Source organism: Aureibacillus halotolerans (assembly GCF_004363045.1).
GTDB lineage: Bacteria > Bacillota > Bacilli > Bacillales > DSM-28697 > Aureibacillus > Aureibacillus halotolerans.
In genome coordinates this window covers 60,831-87,370 of record NZ_SNYJ01000015.1, presented here as the reverse complement: position 1 = coordinate 87,370, position 26,540 = coordinate 60,831, and the positions used below count along the sequence as shown (strand labels likewise).

At 44.0% G+C, this 26,540-nt stretch carries 31 protein-coding genes and 1 tRNA gene; 2 read left to right on the top strand and 30 right to left on the bottom strand.

Going from position 1 to position 26,540, the window contains the following annotated elements; translation table 11 throughout:
* Positions 1 to 12: 12 nt before the first annotated feature.
* The 3 genes from EV213_RS15590 to EV213_RS15580 form a co-directional block, all read right to left on the bottom strand.
* Positions 13 to 1,041 (bottom strand): sugar-binding transcriptional regulator, encoded by a 1,029-nt coding sequence (locus EV213_RS15590; RefSeq protein ID WP_133581489.1) that lies wholly within the window; start codon positions 1,039 to 1,041, stop codon positions 13 to 15.
* A 154-nt stretch (positions 1,042 to 1,195) separates the two neighbouring features.
* On the bottom strand, positions 1,196 to 1,441 hold the full coding sequence (locus EV213_RS15585) for a glutaredoxin family protein (RefSeq protein ID WP_133581488.1): 246 nt from the start codon (positions 1,439 to 1,441) through the stop codon (positions 1,196 to 1,198).
* Between the two features lie 12 nt (positions 1,442 to 1,453).
* Positions 1,454 to 1,840, bottom strand: a complete 387-nt coding sequence (locus tag EV213_RS15580) for a DUF5367 domain-containing protein (protein ID WP_133581487.1) — start codon at positions 1,838 to 1,840, stop codon at positions 1,454 to 1,456.
* Positions 1,841 to 2,108: 268 nt separating this feature from the next.
* Between EV213_RS15580 and yvfG the strand changes: the two genes are divergently transcribed.
* Positions 2,109 to 2,318, top strand: coding sequence for a protein YvfG (yvfG, locus tag EV213_RS15575; protein WP_133581486.1), 210 nt, complete (start codon positions 2,109 to 2,111; stop codon positions 2,316 to 2,318).
* 519 nt (positions 2,319 to 2,837) lie between these two features.
* Here yvfG and EV213_RS15570 read toward each other — a convergent pair.
* The 3 genes from EV213_RS15570 to EV213_RS15565 form a co-directional block, all read right to left on the bottom strand.
* Entirely contained in the window at positions 2,838 to 3,194 is a 357-nt protein-coding gene (locus tag EV213_RS15570; RefSeq protein ID WP_133581485.1) for a hypothetical protein, read from the bottom strand.
* A 4-nt stretch (positions 3,195 to 3,198) separates the two neighbouring features.
* Positions 3,199 to 3,351, bottom strand: a complete 153-nt coding sequence (locus EV213_RS20830; protein ID WP_166639355.1) for a hypothetical protein — start codon at positions 3,349 to 3,351, stop codon at positions 3,199 to 3,201.
* 349 nt (positions 3,352 to 3,700) lie between these two features.
* Positions 3,701 to 3,776, bottom strand: a tRNA-Arg gene (locus EV213_RS15565).
* A 555-nt stretch (positions 3,777 to 4,331) separates the two neighbouring features.
* On the opposite strand from EV213_RS15565, the gene clpP reads away from it, so the two are divergent.
* A complete protein-coding gene (gene clpP, locus EV213_RS15560) occupies positions 4,332 to 4,913 on the top strand; it encodes an ATP-dependent Clp endopeptidase proteolytic subunit ClpP (RefSeq protein ID WP_133581484.1) in 582 nt (193 codons plus the stop codon).
* Positions 4,914 to 5,005: 92 nt separating this feature from the next.
* Here the strand turns inward: clpP and EV213_RS15555 are convergent, their stop codons facing one another.
* From EV213_RS15555 to EV213_RS15440, 24 genes are all read right to left on the bottom strand, one after another.
* Positions 5,006 to 5,269, bottom strand: a complete 264-nt coding sequence (locus EV213_RS15555) for an HPr family phosphocarrier protein (protein WP_133581483.1) — start codon at positions 5,267 to 5,269, stop codon at positions 5,006 to 5,008.
* A gap of 147 nt (positions 5,270 to 5,416) precedes the next feature.
* Positions 5,417 to 6,367 (bottom strand): DNA-binding protein WhiA, encoded by a 951-nt coding sequence (whiA, locus tag EV213_RS15550; RefSeq protein WP_133581482.1) that lies wholly within the window; start codon positions 6,365 to 6,367, stop codon positions 5,417 to 5,419.
* Between the two features lie 46 nt (positions 6,368 to 6,413).
* Positions 6,414 to 7,403 carry a gluconeogenesis factor YvcK family protein gene (locus EV213_RS15545; RefSeq protein WP_133581481.1) on the bottom strand — a complete coding sequence of 330 codons (990 nt, stop codon included), beginning with the start codon at positions 7,401 to 7,403 and terminating at the stop codon, positions 6,414 to 6,416.
* Complete coding sequence (gene rapZ / locus EV213_RS15540; RefSeq protein WP_133581480.1) at positions 7,404 to 8,288, bottom strand: RNase adapter RapZ; 885 nt, start codon at positions 8,286 to 8,288, stop codon at positions 7,404 to 7,406.
* 78 nt (positions 8,289 to 8,366) lie between these two features.
* Positions 8,367 to 8,825 carry an NUDIX hydrolase gene (locus EV213_RS15535; protein ID WP_133581479.1) on the bottom strand — a complete coding sequence of 153 codons (459 nt, stop codon included), beginning with the start codon at positions 8,823 to 8,825 and terminating at the stop codon, positions 8,367 to 8,369.
* Between the two features lie 261 nt (positions 8,826 to 9,086).
* On the bottom strand, positions 9,087 to 10,046 hold the full coding sequence (gene trxB / locus EV213_RS15530; RefSeq protein WP_133581478.1) for a thioredoxin-disulfide reductase: 960 nt from the start codon (positions 10,044 to 10,046) through the stop codon (positions 9,087 to 9,089).
* Positions 10,047 to 10,141: 95 nt separating this feature from the next.
* Positions 10,142 to 11,674, bottom strand: coding sequence for a tetratricopeptide repeat protein (locus tag EV213_RS15525; RefSeq protein WP_166639354.1), 1,533 nt, complete (start codon positions 11,672 to 11,674; stop codon positions 10,142 to 10,144).
* Positions 11,675 to 12,343: 669 nt separating this feature from the next.
* A complete protein-coding gene (gene hisIE / locus EV213_RS15520) occupies positions 12,344 to 12,967 on the bottom strand; it encodes a bifunctional phosphoribosyl-AMP cyclohydrolase/phosphoribosyl-ATP diphosphatase HisIE (protein ID WP_133581476.1) in 624 nt (207 codons plus the stop codon).
* A complete protein-coding gene (hisF, locus tag EV213_RS15515; protein WP_133581475.1) occupies positions 12,964 to 13,722 on the bottom strand; it encodes an imidazole glycerol phosphate synthase subunit HisF in 759 nt (252 codons plus the stop codon). The genes hisIE and hisF overlap by 4 nt, the downstream gene beginning before the upstream one ends.
* Complete coding sequence (hisA, locus tag EV213_RS15510; RefSeq protein WP_133581474.1) at positions 13,719 to 14,456, bottom strand: 1-(5-phosphoribosyl)-5-[(5-phosphoribosylamino)methylideneamino]imidazole-4-carboxamide isomerase; 738 nt, start codon at positions 14,454 to 14,456, stop codon at positions 13,719 to 13,721. The genes hisF and hisA overlap by 4 nt, the downstream gene beginning before the upstream one ends.
* Positions 14,456 to 15,091 (bottom strand): imidazole glycerol phosphate synthase subunit HisH, encoded by a 636-nt coding sequence (gene hisH, locus EV213_RS15505; protein ID WP_133581473.1) that lies wholly within the window; start codon positions 15,089 to 15,091, stop codon positions 14,456 to 14,458. The genes hisA and hisH overlap by 1 nt, the downstream gene beginning before the upstream one ends.
* 1 nt (position 15,092) lies before the next feature.
* Positions 15,093 to 15,683 carry an imidazoleglycerol-phosphate dehydratase HisB gene (gene hisB, locus EV213_RS15500; RefSeq protein ID WP_133581472.1) on the bottom strand — a complete coding sequence of 197 codons (591 nt, stop codon included), beginning with the start codon at positions 15,681 to 15,683 and terminating at the stop codon, positions 15,093 to 15,095.
* The gene (gene hisD / locus EV213_RS15495) at positions 15,680 to 16,966 is read right to left on the bottom strand and encodes a histidinol dehydrogenase (RefSeq protein WP_243740206.1); all 1,287 of its coding nucleotides are present in this window, start codon (positions 16,964 to 16,966) and stop codon (positions 15,680 to 15,682) included. The genes hisB and hisD overlap by 4 nt, the downstream gene beginning before the upstream one ends.
* On the bottom strand, positions 16,963 to 17,601 hold the full coding sequence (gene hisG, locus EV213_RS15490; protein WP_133581471.1) for an ATP phosphoribosyltransferase: 639 nt from the start codon (positions 17,599 to 17,601) through the stop codon (positions 16,963 to 16,965). Before hisG ends, hisD begins: the two co-directional genes overlap by 4 nt.
* A 1-nt stretch (position 17,602) precedes the next feature.
* On the bottom strand, positions 17,603 to 18,778 hold the full coding sequence (locus EV213_RS15485; RefSeq protein WP_133581470.1) for an ATP phosphoribosyltransferase regulatory subunit: 1,176 nt from the start codon (positions 18,776 to 18,778) through the stop codon (positions 17,603 to 17,605).
* A gap of 113 nt (positions 18,779 to 18,891) precedes the next feature.
* Entirely contained in the window at positions 18,892 to 19,107 is a 216-nt protein-coding gene (locus tag EV213_RS15480; protein WP_133581469.1) for a hypothetical protein, read from the bottom strand.
* 208 nt (positions 19,108 to 19,315) lie between these two features.
* Positions 19,316 to 19,810: an acyltransferase gene (locus EV213_RS15475; RefSeq protein ID WP_133581468.1), complete on the bottom strand. Its 495-nt coding sequence runs from the start codon at positions 19,808 to 19,810 to the stop codon at positions 19,316 to 19,318.
* A gap of 1 nt (position 19,811) precedes the next feature.
* Entirely contained in the window at positions 19,812 to 20,447 is a 636-nt protein-coding gene (gene ppaX, locus EV213_RS15470; RefSeq protein ID WP_133581467.1) for a pyrophosphatase PpaX, read from the bottom strand.
* Positions 20,437 to 21,390, bottom strand: a complete 954-nt coding sequence (locus tag EV213_RS15465) for a nucleoside recognition domain-containing protein (RefSeq protein WP_133581466.1) — start codon at positions 21,388 to 21,390, stop codon at positions 20,437 to 20,439. The genes ppaX and EV213_RS15465 overlap by 11 nt, the downstream gene beginning before the upstream one ends.
* A gap of 5 nt (positions 21,391 to 21,395) precedes the next feature.
* A complete protein-coding gene (lgt, locus tag EV213_RS15460) occupies positions 21,396 to 22,217 on the bottom strand; it encodes a prolipoprotein diacylglyceryl transferase (RefSeq protein WP_133581465.1) in 822 nt (273 codons plus the stop codon).
* Between the two features lie 51 nt (positions 22,218 to 22,268).
* Positions 22,269 to 23,204, bottom strand: a complete 936-nt coding sequence (hprK, locus tag EV213_RS15455; RefSeq protein WP_133581464.1) for an HPr(Ser) kinase/phosphatase — start codon at positions 23,202 to 23,204, stop codon at positions 22,269 to 22,271.
* Positions 23,205 to 24,213: 1,009 nt separating this feature from the next.
* Positions 24,214 to 24,759 (bottom strand): MepB family protein, encoded by a 546-nt coding sequence (locus EV213_RS15450; RefSeq protein WP_166639353.1) that lies wholly within the window; start codon positions 24,757 to 24,759, stop codon positions 24,214 to 24,216.
* Positions 24,760 to 24,926: 167 nt separating this feature from the next.
* Positions 24,927 to 25,277: a phage holin family protein gene (locus EV213_RS15445; protein WP_133581463.1), complete on the bottom strand. Its 351-nt coding sequence runs from the start codon at positions 25,275 to 25,277 to the stop codon at positions 24,927 to 24,929.
* A gap of 26 nt (positions 25,278 to 25,303) precedes the next feature.
* A complete protein-coding gene (locus EV213_RS15440) occupies positions 25,304 to 26,482 on the bottom strand; it encodes a DUF4097 family beta strand repeat-containing protein (protein WP_166639352.1) in 1,179 nt (392 codons plus the stop codon).
* Positions 26,483 to 26,540: the final 58 nt, after the last annotated feature.

Sequence of the window (26,540 nt, the reverse complement as noted above, 5' to 3'; positions counted from 1 at the left end):
AAGATCTATGAATTAAAGGGATGACCCTCTAATAAAAGCTTTAGCAGCACCCTCATCCGTAATGAGATAAGAACGCTTTTGTTCCTTCATACAAGCGCGTATGGCATTCGCTTTTGATGCGCCTCCAGCCACGGCAATAATGGCACCCACCGTATGCAAGTCTTCCAACTGGAGACCAATGGTTTTTACCTTGTGGATAATTTGTCCAGAATTATTGTAGTAAAATCCAAATGCTTCACCAACCGCATTTTGCGCTTCAATATCTGCGAGATCCTCTTTGGATGTGTTCCGTCGCTTTGCCATACTAAGCGCGTCACCGATGCCATGAACGACCATTGTTGCAGATTGAATTAAGTCGAGAACTTCTCTGACCCCTGGTTCACGGATCATAGAGTCATAGGCCGATTGACTCAGCTGATCTGGAACATGAAGGAGACGATATTCCCCAGACGCTTTTTCTGCCATTTTTGCACAGATCGTATTCGCCTGATTTTCAACATCCTCACCTAACCCACCACGAGCAGGCACAAATAACATCTGATGGTGCTTTCCCTCGGGCTTCATCATTTCTGCGACGGCAGCCATTGTCGTCCCACCGGTAACTGCAACAATATTGTTGTCGCCAAAAGAAGCTTTCATACGTTGTACAGCAGCACGCCCAAGCTCTTTCTTCACCCAAGGCATCTCATCACTGTCCCCAGGGATAATCATAACGCCTTCTAAATCCAGCGTTTCCTTAAGGTGTTGTTCAAGCTCACGCAAGCCAGTCAGTTCCTTCATCATGTTTGCCAGCTCATCGACTAGGCGCAGACCCTCATCTGATAACACCATTCCGTGGCTATAAATGTGAATGAGTTCTTGCTCCTTCAAGAAGGAGACTTCAGATCGAAGTGTTCGTTCGGTCAGCTCTAGGCTAGACGCCAACGCTCTGCGACCAATGGGCTGCATGACTCGCATGTACTGTAGGATTTGATATCTTCGTTGAAGAACAAACATCATATCGGGAAGTAATTTTTGCTGCATTTCCACTAGTTCTCGCATATCGAAGATCCCCTTTTACTGCTGACAGGGACGAAAAATGTCCCACGTAGTCAAAAAACGTCCCATGACGGGCAAAAAAATAACAAGAAATCTTGTTGCACTAATATTGTACCATTTTAGACACAGATCGACAACTATTTGCTTAGAGCATACATCACTCAGATTGACTCGTTAAAGCTTGCTCAACGTCATTCCAGTTTATGCGACCTTCCGCAATGATGGAACCGTTAAGTTCAAGGACTGGAATTGAAAGCTGGTAGGCTTCGTGCAGCCGTTCGTCTTTCTCAATGTTCACGACCTGACTGTCTATCGTGTATTCCTTTTGGAGAAGGGTCAGCATCGCTTCTGCTTCTTCGCATAACGCACAGCTTGGTCGGCTGTAAAGGATGATTGATAACATCGTGATACCTCCTCATAGAGACCTTTTAAATATTTTTAATTTTAGCGGCAAAAAACCAGAGACCAATACTAAAGAATACGCAAACAATAGCCAAGAGCCAAACGTCCCATCCATTTGCTGATCCAAGTTGACGAAAATACTGTCAAAGGAAAGAAGCACGACTGTGTCGAGAACCATCCCAGGAAGAGCTATACAAATGGCCGCTTTCAACTGCGCCTCCGAGTTCAGCTTCTTCTTATGATATAGTGGCAACGTTAGGACAGCAACCAAAGGTATAACGAGCACAGACGCCCAGATCAGAAGTATCGGTTGCCCTGGTACAAAGAAAAATTGACCAGCAAGCCTGAAGATCACCGATGCCCCTAACCATACGAGAAAGCCGTATAAAAGAAAAAACACATCGTTCCCTCCAAACTGTCAGTCGCTTGATTGCATGATATAGATGAATCGCCGTGAAATGTAAGAATACAAATCAATTGATCTTTTCCTTGCTATAACCATATTTTCCTAAACCCTTATTGTCAACCTCATTTACAAAACCATTACAATTAAGGAAGATTAATGCTACATCCGACCTACACCAATAACGAGGTTGCAATCTTCTCTCGTTTCAATGCTCCGCATGCTTTATACTACAGATAGGTAACTATAGAAAAGGTGTTGTTCAATGAATCATCAATTGTTTTCAGTCGACTACTTTGTGGACAGCTTCGAGATTTATGTCAAAAAGCACAATGACGTAAAAAGGCAAGATGCTGTGAATGCCTATTATCGCTCTGTTGTTTCGACACTAATTCAAGATCGACTCACAAAAAATTCAGAGATTATGAGAAGACTCCGTAATCTGGACGAAGCGTATACTACGTTTACCAATTAGAAAGGGGCTGTCCCATAAGGTCAAAAAATGAACTTGTGAGAATATCTTCAAGATTTTTTCTGGTAATAGAATTAAACCGCTTCATCAAAATACTTCGCTTGCACCCTAAAGGGTACAAGTGCAACATCGACTCGAGAAGACCTCCTCGTGTTTTCTATGCCGCCGGGCACGGCTTCAGCTTCCTCGGAAAGCAAAAAATCGCTTTCCTGCGGGATCTTCAGCTCGTGCTGTTCCCGCAGGAGTCTACGTATTTTGACTACGCTAATCTTCTGACTCTGCATAATATCAATCGCCACTCAAATTATAAAACATGAAAAACCTCAAGGCATCTGTTCAAATGCCTTGAGGTTTTCTACTTTTAAGAGGCTTTTGAGACAACCCCTTTTGAATGACGCGCTCGAAGGGATTCGAACCCCCGACTGACGTGGTACCGGAAACCACAGGAAACTATGTACGATAACCGTCGGTGTATCAACATTTCTATACCGAACCGCTAATTTACGGATTCGGTATAGATTTCTACAGTGGCTTCACATACTTTCTTACTAGTTCATTTATTTCTTTTGTTGAAATGTTCTGTTTATCTGATTTAGAATACACGGTTAATAGATAAATTTCATTATCTGAAGTGACCAGATAATAAATAATCCTGAATCCCCCACGCTTACCAGTTCGCCCACTTACATTAGCTGACCGAACTTTAAAGGCTTTATTATTAGGATGTTTTAAACCAGGAATAGCATTACCTACCAAGTCGCCATTTTGTAAACTCGTTAATACGTCCCCAATATCGTCTACTGCCTTCGGATGTTTTTTAGTTAAATTACGTAGAGCTCTATCAAAACTTTTAGTAGGTATTATTTGATAATGGTTCATCTAATTATAGATTACCTGAATCCCTATCTTTTTTGATTTGTTCAATCATTTCTTGCCAAGATGTTTTTGGTTGTTTGCCACTACGAATTCTTTCCACTTCCTCAAACGCTTCAGTGAGTGATTCGGTTACCGACAATTCTTTCTTAGTTACAGACATGTCTTTGTCCTCCTCACTTTTTCTTTTGCGCACAACAACACCTCCCAAAAGGTCTTATCATTGTACGCAGAAACCAAATAAAAGATACCATTTTATAGGGGTATCTGTAGTATAATATATACCAACTTAATGAACAATAGTAAACTTTCTGATTAAATAATGCAAGATCTGGAGTATAAAGAAATACACTACATTCACTGAAACGAATGTTATAATCTCTTAGCACTCAATGATTCGGAACCAATAAAAAATAATGGGGCAGAATCGACCTAGACCGATTCCCTCGTATGACGAAAAAACCATAACTGCTAGGTTTTACCATCCACATTCCCCATTAAAACAACCTTGACGCGCTCGAAGGGATTCGAACCCCCGACTGACGTGGTACCGGAAACCACCGCTCTATCCAACTGAGCTACGAGCGCATGAGTATTTTCATAAAGTGACAAAGGTAATTATACGGCATCCTACGTTTGGACGCAAGAGTGAAATGAAAAAGGGATGGGGTCAGATGATCATATGCATCCATGTACTTTGATACCTATCAATAAACACTCAATGCGATCCACAATGCATATATCACGCCAGAGGAGGATCACAAATCGCAGCAGGAAAAGAAAACACGACGAGGTCTTCTTGAGTCGATGTTGCACTTGTACCCTTTAGGGTGAAAGCGAGCGTATGACCGCGAGTATTTAAATCAACCGTGGTGATGATCCAAAGTTTTTCATAAAATTTAATTCCTGAAATTAACTCCGACCACTTTTAGGACAATGCAGACCCCATATTCACTCCACTCCTCACTTCCTCTTCTGTTTACCAACTTAAGTTCCCGGGAAGGATGAATAAAGGTATCTTTCGTCGAATACATGATACAATGATGTTTGAGTACTCTTCAATGAAGCGTATGATTTGACCTTCATTGACCAAATGAGTATGATGACTACATACTATTTAAGTAACTTTAGGAGGAATCGTTAATGAATCTTATTCCAACAGTCATTGAACAAACCAACCGCGGTGAACGTGCATATGACATTTACTCTCGATTATTAAAAGACCGTATTATTATGCTCGGAAGTGGCATTGACGACAATGTGTCAAACTCAATCGTCGCTCAGCTTCTATTTTTGCAAGCCGAAGATGCAGAAAAAGACATCTCCATTTACATTAACTCCCCTGGGGGTTCAATTACAGCAGGAATGGCCATTTATGATACGATGCAATTCATCAAGCCTGATGTGTCGACCATCTGTACTGGCATGGCGGCATCAATGGGAGCCTTCTTGCTTGCAGCTGGAACGAAAGGCAAGCGCTATGCACTTCCAAATAGTGAAGTGATGATTCACCAACCGCTTGGCGGAACACAAGGTCAGGCGTCAGACATTGAAATTCATGCAAGACGTATTATACAAATGCGCGAAAAGCTCAATGAAATCCTTGCTGAACGTACAGGACAGCCGATCGAAACCATTCAACGTGATACAGATCGTGACAACTTCATGACTGCAGAAACTGCCGTAGAGTATGGCATAATTGACTCAGTGATGTCACGTAAATAAAAGTAGAAATAGGATGAAGCGACAATGAAGTTGCCTCATCTATTTAAAAAAGCGACTGGGTTCCCAGTCGCTTTTTTTTTGCTTAAAAATATTTAAGCCACATCTTCTTTTTGTACAAACGAGACAAGCGCCTCAACCGCTTCCTTTTCATCTCTGCCTTCTGCTGAAATGGTGACTTCCTGATCAGCGCCAACGGCTAAGCTCATTAACCCCATAATGCTTTTCGCATTTACTTTCTTCGATCCTTTTTGCAAATACACATCAGCAATGAACCGATTGGCTTCTTGAACAAATATCGCTGCCGGGCGAGCACGCAGTCCTGTTTTTAATTGCACCGTAACTTGTTGTTGTGTCAATGTAATTCCTCCCCTTTATTGAAAGCGCTTTTATATTTAAGATATATGCAACCGGAAGAAAAAATGTTTCATTTTTCGACCGGTCGCCGCCTCATTAAAAAACATGACATTCTTTACAGACAATAGCACTGTCTACTATTTATGTGGTCACACTCTTTCGGGCAATTGCCCTCGTCTTAGTTTTTCGGCAAAATCATCTATTTTCTTTAATCTGTGATTAATGCCAGACTTGCTTATGTTTCCATTCGACGTCATCTCACCAAGTTCCTTCAAAGAAACCTCTTGATACTTCACTCGAAGCTCAGCAATCTCTCTAAGCTTATCAGGTAAGGCATCCAGACCAACAGTCCTTTCAATGAAATGAATGTTTTCAACCTGTCGCAAAGCAGCACCAATCGTTTTGTTCAAGTTCGCTGTTTCACAATTAACGAGACGATTGACCGAATTTCGCATATCACGAACAATGCGGACATCTTCAAAGTGCAGCATGGCCTGATGAGCTCCTATCACAGTGAGGAAGTCAGATATTTTTTCGCCTTCTTTTAAATAGACGATAAAACCCTTTTTTCTTTCTAATGACTTTGCATTTAAATGATAGCAATTTAAAAGCTTCATCAATGCCGTGTTATGCACCTCGTATTGAGAAAAAATTTCTAAATGATACGATGATGTCTCTGGATTGTTTACAGAGCCACCTGCTAAAAACGCGCCTCTTAAATAGGCTTTTCGACAGCAGTCTCTCTCAAGATACTCAGCAGATATTGAATGCTCAAACGTGCGGTTTTCACTAAGAATGCGTAGATCAGATAAAATGTGTGTTGCCTGCTCTTCCAGTCGAACGATGTACACATTGTTTTTTTTAAGACGCATTTTTTTTCGTACAAGCAAACGGACGTTTATTTCATACGCTTTTTTTAACAGCGTATAGATTCGTCTGGCGATGGCGGCATTTTCTGTTTGTATGTCTAAAATCATTTGTTGCTTTGATAAGGACACCGAGCCATTCATACGAATCAGAGCAGATAACTCCGACATTTCACAGCATGGATCTGCCACCCATTGCGTTAGTTCTTTTTTTATCGTTGATGCAAAGGACATCTCTACGCCCCCCTTCTACCGTCTGCGTTTGATGATCCATTCTCGCTCAGTTTTGCCTTTGGTACTGCTCTTTAGCCCCTTTTGAAGCCAAATCATATAAAATACCAGCAATTTGCGTTGTATCATGGCGAACCATTCCTGATGTAATATCAATAAAGTTGCCTTTAATTAATTGAACACCCATTGACGTAAGCAATGCTTCATCAAACATTACCGGTACCGCGTCCTCTTCTGCATATTTTTGCAGAGATACGGCAGGAACCATTTCTTCATTGACGATGATAGTATTAATGCTATTGTTGTTCATATGATTCACAATTGCACGCAAATGATCACTCGCTGTATACCCTGTCGTTTCACCGAACTGGGTCATGACGTTGCATACATACACCTTTTGCGCACTCGCTTTTTCAATCGCTTCTGAGACGCCAGGGACAATTAAATTCGGCATGATGCTCGTATATAAGCTTCCAGGTCCAATAACAATAAGATCCGCCTCTTCGATGGCCTGAAGGGTGTCGGGGAGAGGCTGTACATCCTGACGATCGTAAAATAATCGATGGATTCGTTTGCCTTCTCTCGCAATGGCAGACTCTCCTTCAACCATGCTGCCATCTTCCATCATCGCCTTTAATGCCACGCTCTCATTACATGCAGGAAGGATTTTCCCTTTCACCTTAAGGACTTTACTCATTTCAGCAATCGCAGTGGTAAAATCACCTGTTAAAGACGTCATTGCAGCGAGCAGTAAATTCCCTAAAGCATGGCCTGAGAGAGAGCTTCCTTGAAATCGATGCTGAAACAACCCTTCAATTAGGGGCTCAACCTCCGACATTGCAGCAATGACATTACGTATATCGCCTGGCGGTGGAATATTAAGCTCATGTCGTAATGCGCCTGAGCTTCCACCATCATCTGCAACCGTAACGACGGCTGTTAAATCAACAGGGAACACCTTTAGGCCTCGTAACAGGACAGACAAACCTGTTCCTCCACCAATGGCGACAACCCTTGGCAAACGTGTTTCTGTATTCATTTAAATCGTCCCTGCTTTTCGCTTGTGCGCATCACGATGATTGACACGTACTTTATACTCATTATCAAAATGATTGCCAATGTATTCGGCGAGCGTGACCGATCTATGCTGGCCTCCCGTACAGCCTATGGCTAGAATAAGCTGACTCTTTCCCTCGCGTTTATAGTACGGAAGCATAAAGTGCAATAAGTCCGTTAGCTTTTCAATAAACGCCTGTGTTTCAGCAAATTTAAGCACGTAAGAAGACACCTCATCATCCATCCCTGTCTTTGGTCGCATACTCTCGATGTAGTGGGGGTTGGGCAAAAAACGCACATCAAATACGAGGTCAGCATCAATTGGAATGCCATATTTAAACCCGAAGGATACAATGTTCATCGTAAACAAATCATCTTTGTGCTGCAAAAATTGATCCAAAATGGTCTCCCGAAGCTGACGTGGAGAAAGATTGGTTGTGTCGATGATCTGCTGCGCCCTTCCCTTTAGCTCTTCAAGCATTTTACGCTCCATCTCAATGCCGACCAATGGAGAACGGTTCGCCGCAAGTGGGTGTGATCGCCGCGTCTCCTTGTACCTAGAAACGAGCACCTGGCTTTTGGCATCTAAGTATAGAATCGTCGGATGGATGCTGTTTTCCTTATCGAATTTGTCAAGAACCTCAAAAAGCTGATCAAAAAACTCTCGACCTCTCAAGTCCATGACAAGGGCTGCTTTTGTCATTTTTGAACTCGATTCTTCAATAAGCTCAAAAAACTTGGGCAATAGTGCTGGTGGCAGGTTGTCCACGCAATAGTAGCCCATGTCTTCAAAGCTCCGCATTGCGACTGATTTACCGGCACCTGACATGCCGGTAATAATAACGAGCTGTTGTTGAGCTGAAACCATATGTGTTTCTCCTCCTTGCCTTCCAAATGGATTGAGTAATGTAAAAAGAAGGCACTTCTTTTCCTAAGACATGTATGCTCACGAAGGATCAATACGATATGAAATTAATTGAAAATCCGGTGTATACGTAAAGGTGCCATAGATGACGCCACTTCCTTGTGTCACGTAATCAATAATATGATAATCACCAGGAGCCATCGGTAACGTGGCTATTGTCTCACGAGGATGCCATTGTAAGATACCTTCCTCTGACTTTTGAAGGGCTTCACCGTCAAATTGAGTCGCCAAAAAGGTGAACATCATCCATTCAGATGCTTCGGCATCTGCCTGTTTCATCGTAAAAGTAAAAACCCCTTTTAGTTCTGGGTTTTTCACATAAACTCCTGTTTCTTCGCGTACCTCACGACGGACTGTATCTCTAACAGACTCGCCTGGCTCCATCTTCCCACCAGGAGCTACCCACCAACCGCGACGTGGCTTCTGAAGAAGAAGGAGATGATTTTCATGTAGGACAACACAATTCGTGACACGTTGCATACGACACCTCTTTTCTACGCTGCATGTTTTTCTCTTCAAAGTATACTATGTTTTTAAGCCCGCCTCAATTCTTCAAGAAGCTTGAACGCCTAGAAAATAGCTACATCTAAACAAAAAAAGGGCGCGGACGGGGATCCGCACCACACCATGTATGTTAAAAAAGGGGGTCAATTTATATTGATAGTATACCCCACAGATGTTTCAGGCGTGTTACACAACGTTTAAATGAGAATAACATTATGTTAAGAGATTGTGCGAATGTTAAACAATCTCTTCTTTGGATTTGCTCTCTTCTTCTAATGTTTCAACAAAACCTTGTGCTGCTTGCGCGGCAATGCTCCCGTCTCCAGTCGCAGTGACAATTTGACGGAGTGTCTTTTCACGGATGTCTCCAGCAGCAAAAATTCCTGGAATGCTTGTTTCCATTTGTTCATTTGTCGGAATATAGCCTTCTTCATTTGTGATGCCTAATGAAACAAACGGGTCACTTAGCGGCAGCATACCAATATAAACAAATACACCTTCTGCTGGTAACGTCTCTGATTCACCTGTCTCCACTTGCGACAATTCAATGGCAGACACTTTGCCGTCTGTCCCATGAATTTCTTTTACGTTGTGGTTCCAAATAAAATCGATTTTCTCGTTTTCCATAGCTCTTTTTTGAAGGATCGGTTGCGCGCGAAGTTTATCTCTGCGGTGTACAATGGTCACCTTAGACGCAAAGCGCGTGAGGTACACACCCTCTTCACAAGCTGAATCCCCACCACCAATAACGTATAATTCCTTGTCTTTAAAGAAAGCACCATCACATACCGCGCAGTAAGAAACCCCACGTCCGCTATACGTATCTTCACCTACCACACCAAGCTTTTTGTAATGAGCTCCCGTCGCAATAATAATTGACTTTGCTTTGTATTGTTTCGACCCAGCCTGAATGAGCTTATATTCTTTGTGGTCTGTAATTTCTTTTATATCGCCATAGGCGTATTCGGCACCGAATTTCTTCGCGTGTTCGAACATTTTTGTCGACAAGTCAGGACCGAGAATATGGTCGTATCCTGGATAGTTTTCCACGTCTTCGGTATTCGCCATTTGCCCGCCTGGAATACCTCTTTCAATCATCAATGTTGACATGTTTGCTCTAGATGTATAAACCGCTGCTGTCATGCCCGCAGGTCCTGCACCAATAATGATGACGTCGTACACTTTTTCTTCAGTCATTGTCTGTCTTTCCTCCCATCTGTAACACAACAAAATAACATCGTACATTCAAATGATCTATGCTCTGTTATCATACGATTTTTTCTCAATAACGTCTAATGTTCTGCTCCCTGGAGCTGTTGCTCTTTCCATTCTTGCATAGTCGTTAAATAACTCTTTAGCGTCTGAGCTGGCACGTCATAATACGTGCACGCGTCTTTAACAGAAAGCCCAGTTTCAGCTGTCACCTCAACCGCTGCTGCCCAAACCTGTGCAGACACGCGACGGGTTTTTGAATCGCGAATTAAAACATACCATTGGAACCATTGAGCAAGCACATCGTGCAGCAGCATGGCACTATCTTGTTGACCATTCGAAAAACGTTCTTCAAATAAATGGGCGACACTGAGCATGAGCTGATCACGTTTTGAAAACGCACTGTTCTCAAAAACGTTCTCCTTCAACATGACATGAAGCTTTTCCGCAACAGGATGAAGAGGATACTGCTCTAAGTTCAGGTGTTCAACGGTTGCCTCACGATTAAGCATATAGACGCAAAACAGCTGCCACTCAGGCAAATCCTCATGCTTTAATCCACTAAGTAATTCTCCCTGATACTGATCCATATGCCCTTTGTGTTCCTGAGTATGCTGCGCTTCCCAAGGCTGCTCCGCGTCACTTAGGGATGGATCAATACGTTTAGCGAGTTTCCAAACACTGTGTGCAAAGGAGTTTCGGCCCGTATAGTAAGCACTCAATGATAGCCAATGATAAAATAAGGCATCCCCTTCAAAGTGCCGTGAATACAAATGATTTAGCCAGTAAAAGCCAGTTTGATAGTCTCCAAGCATCGCCAATGTCGCACCAATCTTATATTGATAATCGCTTGTCATAGGGTACACATTGCGAAGCTGCCATAGGCTTTCCTGAAGCTTTTGCTGCTTTCCTAGATGCTTATAGAATACGGCGAGATTGCATATGGCGTGAAGATTCCCCGGATTTTTTTCGAGTACGGTGTCTAGGCGCTTAAAGGCAGCTCGACTTTGTCCTTGATAAAATAACGCAAGGGCAAGGTTATTGTGCGCAGCCCAGAAGGAAGGGTACGTGGAAATGATTTCAAGAAAACTCTCCTCAGCTTCCTTGAACCGTCCCTTCGCGAGCAGTTCCTTCGCTTCCTCTTGACTCGTCACAAGTGGATCTTCATTAAATTCTAGCTCATCCTCATCTAGCACATCGAGAAGATCCTGTGCATCTTCACTAAACTCTCCAACAGGACTTATTGCTAAATAGGTTTTTGTATATTTCAACGCCTCATCAAACTGTCCAAGATGGGCATAGTTGTTTGCCAATAGAAAATACGCTTCTTCCATCCCTTGCTTTGAGACCTGCAAGAGCTCTAACAGCACTTTATTAGAGTCGCTGTATTTCCCTAGCTCTGATAGGCACATCGCAAGCTGTGACTGATAAAAGGTTTCTTGTGGTTCGCGTTTACATGCGAGGCGCAAGTACCGTTCCGCTTTATGTATGTTTGCTAAGCGCATCGCTTTGCTTGCAATATTAAATAAGGTTTTACCGCTTGCATGAAAGGGTAGAATTGTTCCGGTTGTTTCCATAGGTTGTGAGTTTTCCACATACGTTACATCCGACATACATACGCCTCTCCCTTCTTTTTCTCTAACGATTGACGACTGACTATGAACCAGGGGTCCGATAGAAAAGTATATCATACTCCAGCTTAATTCGATACATGTTCTATCCGTGCCCTTATCTTTCCAGGTTAGAGGGGACAGGGTTCAAGAAAATAACCGCAAGAATATTAAGTAATAAGGTGACTTGTTACAGGCAAGCTGCCATACGCTCGGGGCTGTCCCATAAGGTCAAAAAATGACCTTATGAGAATAATTTCAAGATTTTTTTCTGGTAATAGAATTAAACCGCTTCATCAAAATACTTCGCTTGCACCCTAAAGGGTACAAGTGCAACATCGACTCGAGAAGACCTCCTCGTGTTTTCTATGCCGCCGGGCACGGCTTCAGCTTCCTCGGAAAGCAAAAAATCGCTTTCCTGCGGGATCTTCAGCTCGTGCTGTTCCCGCAGGAGTCTACGTATTTTGACTACGCTAATCTTCTGACTCTGCATAAAATCAATCGCCACTCCATCTGTTCAAATGTCTCGAGGTTTTCTACTTTTAAGAGGCTTTTGAGACAACCCCGAAGTATTTTGACGAAGCTTTCGAAAAACATAAACAAAGACCCCAACGAATTCAATGAATCGTTCGGGTCTTTATCATGATAGATTCTATCTTCCAGCCTAAAAGGTTATTTCGCTTGTCGCTCTCGCAGCACGTCTAATACGTCTTGCAAGGGGAGCTGTTGTTCCTTTAGTAACACGAGCAAGTGATACAGAAGGTCGCCGGCTTCCATCGACAATTCTTTTGCATCGCGATTTTTCGCGGCAATAATGACTTCTGCCGATTCTTCGCCAACCTTTTTCAAGATTTTATCCACACCCTGCTCAAATAAGTAGGTGGTATAAGCGCCTTCTGGCATTTCATCGAATCGCTTCGCAATCGTTTCTTCTAATTCTGTGAACACATCACTAGCCGATTGAACCGCATTCTCTTTCGTAAAGAGAGACTGCGTAAAGCATGATCGAGTCCCTGTATGACACGCTGGTCCTGCTGGCACTACTTTGACGACCAAGGCGTCTTGATCACAATCATAGCGAATCTCTTGGATAACTTGTGTGTTTCCTGATGTCGCTCCCTTATGCCAAAGTTCTTTGCGTGAACGGGAATAAAACCAGGTTTCACCAGTGTCTAATGACTTTTGCAATGACTCTTTATTCATGTAAGCAAGCGTCAGCACCTCTAACGTCTTTGCATCCTGTACAATCGCAGGCAGGAGCCCTTGCTCATCAAAAGTCAGCTCATTACTATTCATCGGACATGCACTCCTTTTTGTCGCAGGTAATCTTTCACTTCCTCAACAGATGTTTCCTTGTAATGAAAAATAGACGCAGCGAGGGCAGCATCTGCATTAGCCTTCGAGAAAACATCAAAAAAATCCTCAGCTTTCCCTGCTCCTCCAGAAGCAATTACAGGAATTCCTACAGCTTCTCCAATAGATGCTGTTAGGTCAAGGTGAAAGCCCGCTTTCGATCCGTCTGCGTCCATGCTTGTTAAAAGAATTTCTCCAGCTCCTCGACGCTCAACTTCCCTTGCCCAATCGAGTGCCCGTTTTCCAGTAGGCTTCCTGCCCCCATGAGTGTAGACAAAAAAGTCATCTTCATCTTGTTCATACCTGGCATCGATCGCCGTCACGATACACTGTGCACCAAAGTAATCTGATCCTTCATTAATGAGCTCTGGTCTTAAAAGGGCTGCTGTGTTCACAGACACCTTATCGGCACCAGCGCGTAAGATCTTTTTCATATCTTCTAACGTATTGATGCCTCCGCCAACGGTAAAGGGGATGGCCAAGGTTGCGGCCACCTGTTGAACGACATCCGCCATGGTTTCTCGTCCTTCATGTGAGGCGGAAATGTCCAAAAACACAAGCTCGTCAGCCCCCTGCTCGTTGTAAAAGCGGGCGAGCTCTACGGGATCCCCAGCATCTCGAAGCTCAACAAACTGAACGCCTTTGACGACGCGACCATCCTTTACATCCAAACACGGGATAATTCGTTTTGTAATCATGTTGCAGTCACATCCAAAGCTTCCTCTAGCTTGAAGCGACCATCATAAATCGCTTTTCCAATAATGACACCGCCAACCCCGTCAGAAACAAAGCGTTGTAGCTCCTTCACATCGTCTAAACAGCTTACACCACCTGAGGCGATCACCTCAACCCCAGTTTCCTTTGCTAAAGCGACAATGCCGCTTGTATTTGGACCGGTCAACGTTCCATCTTTGGAAATATCCGTGTAAATAAAGGTCGTGGCTCCTGCCTCAGCGAGTGTTTTTCCTAACTCTTCGGCTGTCACTTCAGAGGTCTCCAGCCATCCTTGTGTGGCCACCAATCCATTCCGCGCATCTATGCCAATGACGATTTGATCCCCATATTTACTTAGCATTTTCTTTGTGAACACCGGATCTTTTACCGCTATTGAACCAAGAATAACACGCGCAACTCCACCTGATAAGTACATGTCAATGTCCTCTTCAGTACGTATGCCGCCACCAACCTGTACCTGTGCACCAGACGTCGCAGCTGCAGCAAGAATCGCTTCGTTGTTTACTGGCTTCCCTTCTTTTGCTCCATCAAGATCAACCATATGTACCCAGGAAGCGCCTGCGTTCGCAAATTGACCTGCCATTTGAGCAGGAGAATCGCCATACACTGTTTCTTTAGCATAATCGCCTTGATATAATCGAACACATTTTCCTTTTAGAATATCAATGGCAGGGTAGATCGTAAATGGAGTGCTCATCAAACTCCTCCTCTGCTTGTCTGTTCAGCAAATCGTTTAAGAATCGCCATTCCTGTTGGACCACTCTTTTCCGGGTGAAATTGAGCCCCCATCACATTCCCTTTTCCTACGACGGCAGGAACCGTTTCTTCATAAGAAGCCGTAGCCCAAACTTCATCGTCCTCCGTATCTGCTATATAATACGAATGCACAAAATACACGTACCCATCTTGAACATCGTGCAATAAAGGCGCTTGGGGTTGCGTAAAGACGAGCTGATTCCATCCCATATGAGGCACCTTATACGAGTGCCCTTCCTCTGAGCGCCCTGAGAAGCGAATGGCACGTCCAGTGAGCAAACCAAGGCCTTTCGTTTCTCCTTTTTCTTCACTCGCTTCAAATAAGAGCTGCATGCCTAGACAGATGCCAAAGAGCGGTTTGCCGTTTGCTACTTCTTCCTTTAAGAATTGATCCATGCCATTCTCACGCAATGCGACCATGGCGTCTTTGAACGCACCGACGCCTGGCAGGAGCAAGCCATCGGTTTTCGCAAGGTCTTCCTTGGCCGATGAAACGACATAGTCATACCCAAGGCGCTCAAGTGCTTTGCTGACACTAAACAGGTTCCCCATGCCATAATCGACAATACCGATCATTTTAAAGCATTCCTTTCGTGGAAGGGACACCCTTAACTCTTGGGTCAATTGACGTCGCTTCATCGAGCGCTCGAGCCAGCGCCTTGAAAATAGCTTCAATGATATGATGTGTATTGTGGCCGTAGTGAACAATCACATGAAGATTCATACGCGCTTCAATAGCAAGCTTCGAAAGGAATTCATAGACAAGCTCCGTATCAAAGGTCCCCACTTTTTGTGAAGGCATCTCCGCACTAAATTCCAAATGCGGTCGATTGCTCAAATCAATGACGACCTGCGCTAACGCATCATCCATCGGCACCCATGCTTGCCCATAACGACGAATCCCTTCTTTCGTTCCTAACGCTTCCTTCAGCGCGACACCTAGGCAAATACCAAGATCCTCTGTGGTGTGGTGATCATCAATCTCCACATCCCCTTTAGCATTTATCGTTAAATCAAAATGACCATGCTTTGCAAACAGATCGAGCATATGGGCAACAAACGGGACATTGACGTTAATGTCTGCTTTTCCTTCGCCATCGAGGCCTAGCTGCAATGCGATCGATGTTTCTTTCGTTTCTCTTTCAACTGAACCAATTCGGGTGCTCATTGATCTTCCTCCATTCGTATCTCAATTGCTCTGGCATGGGCCTCCAGCTCTTCAAGTCTGGCAAATGCGGCAATACTACTGGCATTCTCCTGAAGTGCTTGGCGGCTATAATGAATGATGCTCGTTCGCTTTAAGAAATCCTCCACGGATAAGGGACTCGAAAAACGTGCCGTGCCGTTTGTTGGCAACACATGGCTAGGACCAGCAAAATAATCGCCAACGCTCTCTGCGCTATACGCGCCAATAAAAATGGCTCCCGCATGACGAATCTGATCGAGGTATGCATAAGGCTCGGCAACCTGTAGCTCCAAGTGTTCAGGAGCCAGCACATTGACCGCACTTATGGCTTCCTCAAGACTTGGAAACACGTATAAACCGCCATAGGATTCTAGCGATTTTCTTGCAATCGCCGCTCTTGGAAGGTCAGCTAATTGCCTTTCCAGTTCGCTGGATACCTCCGTTGCCAATTCCATTGATGAAGTCAGCAACACACTAGAGGCCATCGGGTCATGCTCCGCCTGAGACAATAAATCAGCCGCAATCACACGCGGAGAAGCGCCTTCATCTGCCACAACGACAATCTCACTTGGTCCTGCGATCATGTCAATGTCGACGTCTCCATAAACATGCCGCTTCGCCGTGGCAACATAAACGTTTCCTGGTCCGACAATTTTATCCACTTTTGGAACGGTCGCAGTCCCGTAGGCTAATGCAGCTACAGCTTGCGCCCCTCCAATTTTGTAGACCTCATCCACGCCAGCGATGGCACAAGCCGCTAAGATGCCTTGATGGATGGTGCCATCGGCTTCTGGAGGCGTTACAACAACGATGTTTTTCACCCCAGCAACCTTTGCGGGAATGGCGGTCATGAGCACGGTTGAAGCCAATGGTGCGCTCCCCGAAGGCACATAAATCCCTACTGAATCGACTGGCGTCTGTCTTTGACCTAGCACACTGCCCTGTTCATTCGTTGAAAACCAGTTACGAGGCATCGCTTTTTCATGAAAGGAACGAATGTTGTCAGCTGCGTTTTGCAAGACATTCTTCAAAGCGTCTGATAGAGAAGAAGTGCCGAAGTCAAGCTCCTCTTTTGTGCAACGCAACTGTGTAGCGTCCAATGCCACCTTGTCAAAGGCTTCTGTCAATGCGATAAGAGCCGCATCTCCTTCTCCACGGACGCGAGATACAATCTCTAGCACTTGGCGATCAATCTCACGATTCGTCGTCTCAGTTCTTTTTTGCTGGGGCATGGTCGTCAAAGACATGTTCTTCGGTTGAATCATAGTCCATCCCCTCCCTGAACGACGAGCTGAAGCCTTTCAGTTAATTGCCGTACAGCCTCGTCCTTCAATCGATAGCTGACAGGGTTCACAATGAGCCTAGAAGTAATGCTGCGGATGGTTTCGAGCTCGACAAGGCCATTTTCTTTTAGCGTTTTCCCCGTTGAGACGATATCGACAATCCTTTCTGCTAGACCGATCATAGGAGCCAACTCGATGGATCCATTGAGTTTGATAATTTCTACCTGTTCGCCTTGCTCACGAAAATAATCCGAAGCAATACGGGGGTATTTCGTGGCCACTTTTGGTGCGAATGGATCAGGCTCTGCCCCCGGAAGCCCTGCAACAGAGAGATGACAGCGGCTAATCCCTAAATCAAGGACTTCATACACATTTCGATCCTCTTCCAAAAGCACGTCTTTACCGGCAATGCCAACGTCCGCCACACCGTGCTCAACATAAACCGGCACATCCGATGGCTTTGCAAGGATAAACGTTAGCCCTTCTTCCTTTACCTCTGCGAGCAATTTCCTCGACAAATCGAAGGATGGCGGGACATTGTAGGAGGCCGTTCGCAACATATCCAAGGCTTCTTCAAAAATCCTGCCTTTTGGCATAGCAATGGTGAGCTGACGCATCTTACCCCTCCTTCTTTCCATCCGTATAGTCCAGCACTTCACAAGCTTGGTCTGCGATATCGTCAATGTTCTCTAAAGATGATTGCTCTTGAACGATGACATGTTTGCCCTCATTTCGAAGAGCTCGCGCTTTTTGTATTGCTTCTTTTCGTTGACTTGGTGAAAACAATATGATTATAGGTAAAGGTTCATTGGAAACGAGCTCAGAAACAGCAGCTAAGCGATCAAGACGTATACCAAACCCTGTCGCCTGCGTGTCTCGTTCAAATTTCCCCATTAAGTCATTGTATCTTCCACCATTACAAAGCACGGAACCGATATCTCTTGCATAGCCTTCAAACAAGATTCCTGTGTAGTAGCTCATGTGCGACACTAGGCTCACATCCACTTTGACATAGGCGTCTAATCCGTCGTCTTTGACGTATTGCATCAAGGTTTGCAGTTCCCTGAGAGCGTTTATTGCTTTCCCATTTGTCGACAGAGCCGCGGCCGCTGAAAACCAATCCTCGGCTGAACGCAATGTCAAAATTCGGGTCAGCTTTTCTTTGTCTTCTACGGAACAACTGAGAGCGTCAACGGCTTCTTTATACCCAACAAAGTTTTTTTCGTACAGAAGCTGAAGAAGCTTTCCTGCGGCATGTCGTTTGCCAACGATTTCTTCAAAAAGACCATTTAGAAAACCGACATGACCGACAGCTACTGTAAACTCTTTGACACCTGCTTGATGAAGGCTTTCCACCATAAGAGACAGCACTTCAGCATCGGCACTTACACTTCCGTCACCAATGAGTTCAATGCCGACCTGCTCAAATTCAGCTGGTTTGCCTCCTTCTCGCTCCTGTGCCCTAAACACATTCCCATCGTAAGCGAGTCGTAACGGATACTGCGTTTGCTGAAATCGAGATGCAGCAATTCTTGCAATCGGTGCTGTCATATCGGGACGAAGCACGAGCGTATGGCCTTGCTGATCCAAGAGCTTAAACAGCTGTGGATCTGAAATGGCCGATTCCGCCCCAACAGTCTCGTAGTATTCTAAAGTTGGGGTTTGCAAATAACGATACCCCCAAGACCGTATCGTCGTGGCAAGCGATTCTCGAATCGTACGTTTTTTTTCATATAAGGAAGGCAAGGAGTCTCTCATGCCTAACGGTTTTTCAAACATAAATAGTGAGGCCATTTTATCCCTCCAAACGCTTTAGTTCGCTAATACACTATCAAGATGAAGTGATTTAAGTCTATCGTTTCCCAATTTCAGTGTCAAGGGGATAGCTGCTGGTTTTTAACCTCTGTTCAAGATGACTTTTTATGGCGCACTGAATATATCCACCCTGCTGCCGTAGAGAGCGTTGCCACTCCCCATAAGCCACAAAGGTATAAACCGTCGTTAGGAACGGGCCGCTGCAACAGCAAGAAAAAGAGTGCTACACTCCCCCCAATAATAATGAGCGTTACAAATGACCATTTTAATCGGTTGATGACTTGCAAATCTATATGAGCTTGATTCACCTTACCACCCCCTATGGATGTAAAAACACAGATTTGTGCTGATTTTTGATGCAAGTGGGACGACCTTCGCTTTTCTCGCGAGTGACTATTTTTGTTTCTGTCGAATTAGAGTTGATTCTTTCAGTTCTATCGACTGAATTCCCTTTTTGTTGAGTTTTATAGTTGTAACATTTAGCAAGTTAAAAAAGGCCGGCGGGTGCCGGCCTTTTTACTCATTCTTATTTAATGAAATGATTTGCATTGGGTTTCCTCCGACAAAAGCTCCTGCTGGCACATCCTTATGTACTAGTGTACCGGCTGACACTATGGCGTCATCACCAATTGTGACGCCAGGCAGAATGGTTGAATTGGCACCGATCATGACATTGTTCCCGATTACAACATCCCCAAGACGGTATTCAGTAATTAAGTATTCATGTACTAGAATGGTCGTGTTGTAGCCAATGACACAATTGCGACCAACGCGAATGCGTTCCGGGTACATAATATCAAGCATTACCATTAAGGCGAAGGCCGTTTGATCGCCAATGTCCATGCGCAAAAACGTTCGGTACAACCAAGCTTTCAACGGCAATATCGGTATATAGCGACCGAGTTGGATAAAAATAAAATTTTTCATGACCTTCCAAAATGGGATGGTTTTGTAAACATGCCACAAGGAGTTTGCCGTTTTGACAGGATACCGCGTCGTCTTTCTTCCCATCTTAATCTGCCAACGGGACGAGCTCTGACATGTCCTCAAGCCAATAATCCGGCGCATACGATTTTAAGTAGGTTTGATCTTTTATCGTCCAAGACACACAAGCGGTTTTAACGCCTGCCCGTTTACCCGATTCTATATCGTGCATATTGTCTCCGACCATAATCGTTTCGTCAGTTGTTGCACCAAGTGCTTCCATGGCTTTTAGCACTGGTTCTGGATCTGGCTTTGCATTCGTGACGTCATCAAGTGCGATAACGACTGAAAAATATTCTTCTAAACCCATAAGTCTTAACCCTCTTATAGCTGTTTCCTTCATCTTTGTAGTCACGACTGCTAACTGAACACCTTTTTCGTGAAGAGCGATGACAGCCTCTTTCACACCTACAAAAGGGGTCACTAAAGTATCGTGATGATCTAGATTATGTGTTCTGTACGTTTGCACCATTTCCTCGTAACGCTCACCATCCAGCGCTTTAAAACTATCCACTAGAGGCGGACCCATAAAATCAAGCACATCCTTCTCTGTGTATTGCCCAGGATAGTAACGCTCAAGCGTATGCATAAACGACGCAATGATTAAGTCGTTTGTATTTATTAATGTTCCATCAAGATCAAACAAAAACGTTTTAATGCTCATACGACATTTCCTTTCTTTTAGGAGCGGGCGTCGTTCGATTCCAAACGAAAGCAACGACCATTGTTAACACGATAGCTGTGAGCAATCGAATGAGAAGCAACGGCCAAACCGGAATCCCAAGGGGAATAAAAATTAGTGTATCTTCAATAACAGCATGACACGCCACTAAAAAGATAAACGCAAGATACAAATCTTTTTTCGACACGCCATCTTCCTTAGCTGCTTGAATCATGACAGCTGATCCAAAGGCAAGACCAAAGACGAGCCCTGATGCCAAGGTCGTCGAAGTATTTGGTGACATGCCTAATGCCTTCGTCACCGGAGCCATCCATTTTGAAAACCGGTGCACCCATCCATAATCCTTCAGCAATTGAATACCGATCATTAGTGGAATAACAATGAGCGCTAATTGCACAACACCCATAAATGCAGCCTGCAAAGCCATAAGTATAATGTCCCACCAGCCATTGACGGCTTCTGTATGTAAGACATCTACACCACCAAGCGGCTTTGCTTGCTGACTGCCCCCTGACCACGCAAGATTTATGACAAATGCTGAGATAAGGGCCAAACCGATCCGCACGACTAACACGACCCATATTTTAATGCCAACCTTTGACGCCACGGCCGATTCTATCAGCAGATTATGCGAAAAAGAGAGCATCACTGCAAGGATAAACACTTCTTTAACGGAAAGACTTAAGGAGATAATCGCACCAATGGCGGCATATAAATTCAAAAATTGACCAACAAGTAACGGAATCGCCGCCTCACCTGAGAGTCCTATCCAGCCCATAAGTGGGGCAACAAAGGTGACCGCCCAGTCAAGCGCTGGTGTAAATTGTAAAATGGTCACGAGCAATGTGACTGGAAAAATAACTTTTCCTAACGACCAGGTCGTCGAGGCACCAGCAATCAATCCTTTTTTTATGGATTGTTTCAAGCGCTTCACCTCTTTACATCATCTAAATAACGCACATTCGCACGATTCGTCATACGACGGTACACCCAGAGAACGATGGCGAGTATGATAAGAACGATGGAAATCACTTGTGCTGTGCGTAAATTGGCGACGATAAATAGCGAATCGGTTCTCATTGCTTCAATAAAGAAACGTCCGAATGAATACCAAATAATATAAGAGAGAAATAGTTCACCGCGCTTTAAATTCACTTTTCTTAACAGCAACAGAAGTGCAAACCCGGCGATATTCCATACGGATTCATACAAAAATGTCGGATGATAGTACATGCCGTCAATGTACATTTGGTTAATAATCCAATCTGGCAAGTAAAGACCTTCTAAAAAGGAACGGGTCACTTCTCCTCCGTGCGCTTCTTGGTTCATAAAGTTTCCCCAGCGTCCGATGGCCTGACCGAGAATAATGGATGGCGCTGCAATATCAGCGAGCTTCCAAAATGAAATCCCGCGCTTCCTACAAAAAACAACCGCCGTAATGACGGAACCTATTAAGGCACCATGAATCGCGATTCCCCCTTGCCAAATTGCAATAATTTGCTCAGGATGTTGGGAATAATAGCCCCACTCAAAGATGACATAATACGCTCGCGCCGAAAGAATAGCAATTGGGATCGCGTACAGCAATAAATCAGAAAACACATTTTTATCCAACCCATGACGCACCGATTCACGGGTGGCAATCCAAAGCCCTAGAATGGCTCCTAAGGCAATGATGATCCCATACCAATGAATCGATAAAGGACCGAGCTGCACAGCAATCGGATTTAACGGCTCTATTGCATACAACATTTTATTTCCTCCTAATATGTATCCCAACCTACAGGACCTACGTAGCGACGTTTAATGGTCCTCATGCACCGAGTCATCAATGACATCGGTCAACTTTGCCGAGAATTGCTCTGCCGCATTTACACCCATACGTTTTAGTCTAAAGTTCATAGCAGCGACTTCGATAATAACAGCTAAGTTCCGCCCAGGGCGCACAGGAATCGTTAAACGCGGCAAATCAATATCGATAATGCGCATCGTTTCCTCTTCTAGCCCTAGACGATCATATACTTTCTTCTGATCCCAAAGCTCTAGATTAATGACGATAGATATTTTTTTATAATTGCGAATGGCGCCTGCCCCAAACAACGTCATCACGTTAATAATGCCTAGACCACGTATTTCAAGCAAATGCTGAATCAGGTCGGGTGAATTGCCAATCAGCACATCATCGTCTTCTTGGCGTATTTCAACACAATCATCGGCTACAAGGCGATGGCCACGCTTTACAAGCTCAAGAGCCGTTTCACTTTTACCAACACCACTTTTACCAATAATTAAAACGCCAACACCGTACAAATCGACAAGCACACCATGAATGGCGGTCGATGGTGCAAGTTTACTCTCCAAGAAATTTGTTAATCGGCTAGACAAACGCGTCGTTTTAGCCGGAGAGCGCATAATAGGCACATCATCTTTTTTGGATGCTTCAATCAGTTCTTCGGGAATATCCATTTCTCTCGACACAATGATGCCTGGGGTTATATCTGTACAAAGCTTTTGCATGCGAATACGCTTTTCTTGATCATCGAGGCCATTGTAAAAACTGAGCTCTGTTTTTCCAAGCAGCTGTAAGCGTTCTGCTGGATAATGTGCAAAATACCCCGCCATTTCCAAACCTGGTCGGGAAATATCACTTGTTACGATGGGGCGGTCAATACCCTCTTCTCCACTGACGAGCTCAAGCTGAAACTTTTCGATTAGGTCCTTCGTACGGACTTTAGGCATTCCCATCCATCCCTTCTTCGCTCATACTATTTCTAAATGGTTTCTTCCAAAAATCTCACTTTATTGTAGCATGGCGATGACGCCTCCGCAATTTCATGAAAGGGTATCTATATGGTGGTTGGTTCTCTCGGCATGCTTGTAAAAAAACAATAGGTTCAATCATTTATAGCGGTTTCAAATCTATAGAACAGTTTTGACTAATTCAAAAATTACCTTCAACGCTGGGTTGTGCTTGAGAAGAAACAAGGTGCCCGCTTCGTCAAAATACTTCGCTTTCCGCGGGCACGGCTTCAGCTTCCTCGGAAAGCAAGCTTTCCTGCGGGATCTTCAGCTCGCGCTGTTCCCGCAGGAGTCTACGTATTTGACTACGCTGACGTTTGCTTCTGCGTACATTGTTTTTTTTATTGCTCTCGTTAACGGAGAAAACGGAAAAGCGAGTTGAATCGATTTGCTTTAACAAACAAGACAAGCAAGTGCATCGTTTCATGCAAAGTTACATCACCGAGTGCAGTATTGATGCAGCGGTGGACTTATGTTTAGAAAACTCGCGCAGTGTGAATTCAACTTCAACGCTTGCTGTGCTTGAGTGGAAGCAAGGTGAGATAGATCAATTGACCTCTCCAAAACAACGCATGTTGAATTCAGTAAATAGAATGGTGTCGATGCTCACATCCTGTATTTCTAAAAGATCGTCTTACAGTAAAGAAGCTGACTTCTACTAAAGAGTCTTTTTTTAACTGTGATTAAATCATAAATGCGGATCATTAAAAGCAGCTACTAGCGAGACTCCAGCGAGACCACACTGCGCACGAAGTGCCGAGGAGGCTCGCAGTTCGCCCAGCGGCAAAAAAATCAGATGAGGTACTTTCGAATCGATGATGCACTTGTACCCTTTAGGGTGAAAGCGAGCTTATGGCAACTTGTATAGAAAGCAACCCCAACAATGAATTGCAGATTTATCCATCTATATCTAAGCGTGTCTACCAAATGTAAGGTGCGAAAGTTGAGATTAAAGATGAAACAGTTTACGTATCGTTTCTTTGTCAATTGTTCCATGGGGTCCAAAAGCATAAAAATAACGGAGTTGCCATTGTTGTGTTTTCACTGCCTGCTTGTTTACGGGTTTCGTCCACGGTGGATAGACACGGAAGGCCGTCTTTCCTTTTTTGCTATTGTGAGACATAATTCCCTTCTCGATGAGTACTGTTTTATCCAACACAAACTGGCCATGGTTATGAAAATCACTTACACCTATAACGACATAATCTACAGAATCAGTGCTATCAAATGGGATAATGATATCGATAGGACGTTTCCATACTGTGACAAACTGACCTATTTTCGTTGGTGTTGTCTTTGCTTCACGAAAAACGATCCCTTTTCCTTCAAGTTCAAGACGACAAGCACCATACGCAGCACTTTCTTGTTCTCGAATCGCCTTCTTCGTCACTGACATTCCAATAGGTTCATAAACTTGTGTAATAGCCATTTCCAAGTGATCTGGTATAACTTGGTCAACAATTTGCCCCGAATTATCCGATTTATAAGTAGTCATATACCCTTCTTTCTTAGGATTTGATATGTCGTTTTATATTCCCCATGAAACGAAAGCCATAGAAATTGCTTTAATCGTATGTGTTTATACAAAAAAAGACGAGCGAGAACTCGATCTACCATCGAGCCCCGTTCATCTTGGCTTTGTCCCTTCTGCCCACAATGCCCTTATTTTTTCACAGCTTGCAGTGAATCTTGAATAAATAGGTTCGCTATCGAAATGAGGAGTGCCGCAAAAAGGGCCATGACAAAGTTGCTAAGCACAAATGCGTCTCCCATAATAGCCGCTGTCAAATAAAGCGTCGCGCCATTGATGACCAATAAAAACAAACCTAAAGTCAAGATCGTGACAGGCAATGTTAAAATGACGAGAATTGGTTTGACGACCAAGTTTAATATGGAAAGAAGGAAACTGGCCAATAATGCAGCACCAAGCGAGGCAACTTCAATTCCGTTAAGTAGACTGGACATTGCCAACAGTATGCAGGCCGTCACAAGCCATTGCACTAGCCATCTCATCCATTTTCCTCCTTACCCGCCTCGTGTTAAACAGTACGTTCCTTATCTATGGTGTGGACAGTCACTCCACCTGTCCTTGCCGTCGCCACAAGCAGCATCGGGGTAGGTGAGTTTCCCTTTTCAAAGGCAAGTCGTTTCTTAACAACTTCCTTTACATCCTCAAGAACACGAACCTCCGGCAGGTTCACATTCAAATCTCCAAACGTTGAATGCAGTTTCCCCGTAACGGCTACATGCTCAGGCAGTCGAATATCGATTGAGCCACTCGTCGTATTGATCTTCAAATGTTCCGCTTCATTTTCTAATGCTACGGAAATGTTTCCGTGGAAGCTGGACGACACGACACGTTGAAAAGCTCCACGAGCCAAGATTGTTCCATTTACTGTTTCTAGATCAATCGAGTCCGACTGTCCCTCCATATGAATATGGCCATTGACGGTTTCAACTTCCACGTTATCAAATGCCATCTGGGTTTGACTTATTCCACCATTCGTACTTTTAAAGTAGGCGGTTTTACTAGCGATATTGTTCCCTTTTAAAGCACCGTTAAACAATTTTATTGAAATACGATCTAGCTTATGAGAAGGAATGTACACCTTACAATCGGCTTTGATCGTTTTTTCCTCAAGCCGGAACGTAAAACGTCCATCCTCAAAGTCGACACGCGTTTGCTTCATAAATTGCTGCTTTGCCTGTTCTTTATAGGTCACATTGTACACACGCGCATGACATTCAATTCGAACTTCATCAGACGTCGTTGGCACAACTTCAAAATCGCCATTATACAAGTACACGTCAAATTCATGTAAGGCCGTATCATGATACAGGAACGTATGGTGAACTTCTTCGTAAGATCCAAAATTAAGATCCAAATCCAGGTTACGAATTTTACCAACGGCTTCTCCAAAATAATCAGACCATCTCATTTTTTTTGAAGAATGATGCGAGCGAGGCTCATCCTCATCCTCAACAATATGAACATGAGGGGACAAAAACCGCTCTTCTTCTTTTGGAGAATCTGCTTCTTTCGGAGCATCCGCCGCTTTTGGTTTCACTGGTTCATCAAATGGCTTTTCCTGAAATGATGGCTCCTGCTGCTGCTTTTCAGACCGATGCTCAGATTCGAGCAATACGAGTGCTTCATCTATTGTAAGTGTACCTTCTTTGACTTTGTTCAATATCGCCTTACGCTGCTCTTCGCTCATGGGACACCCTCCTGCTTTTTTTTCATTGTAAGCAATACGGCAACTCGCTGGCATCCTA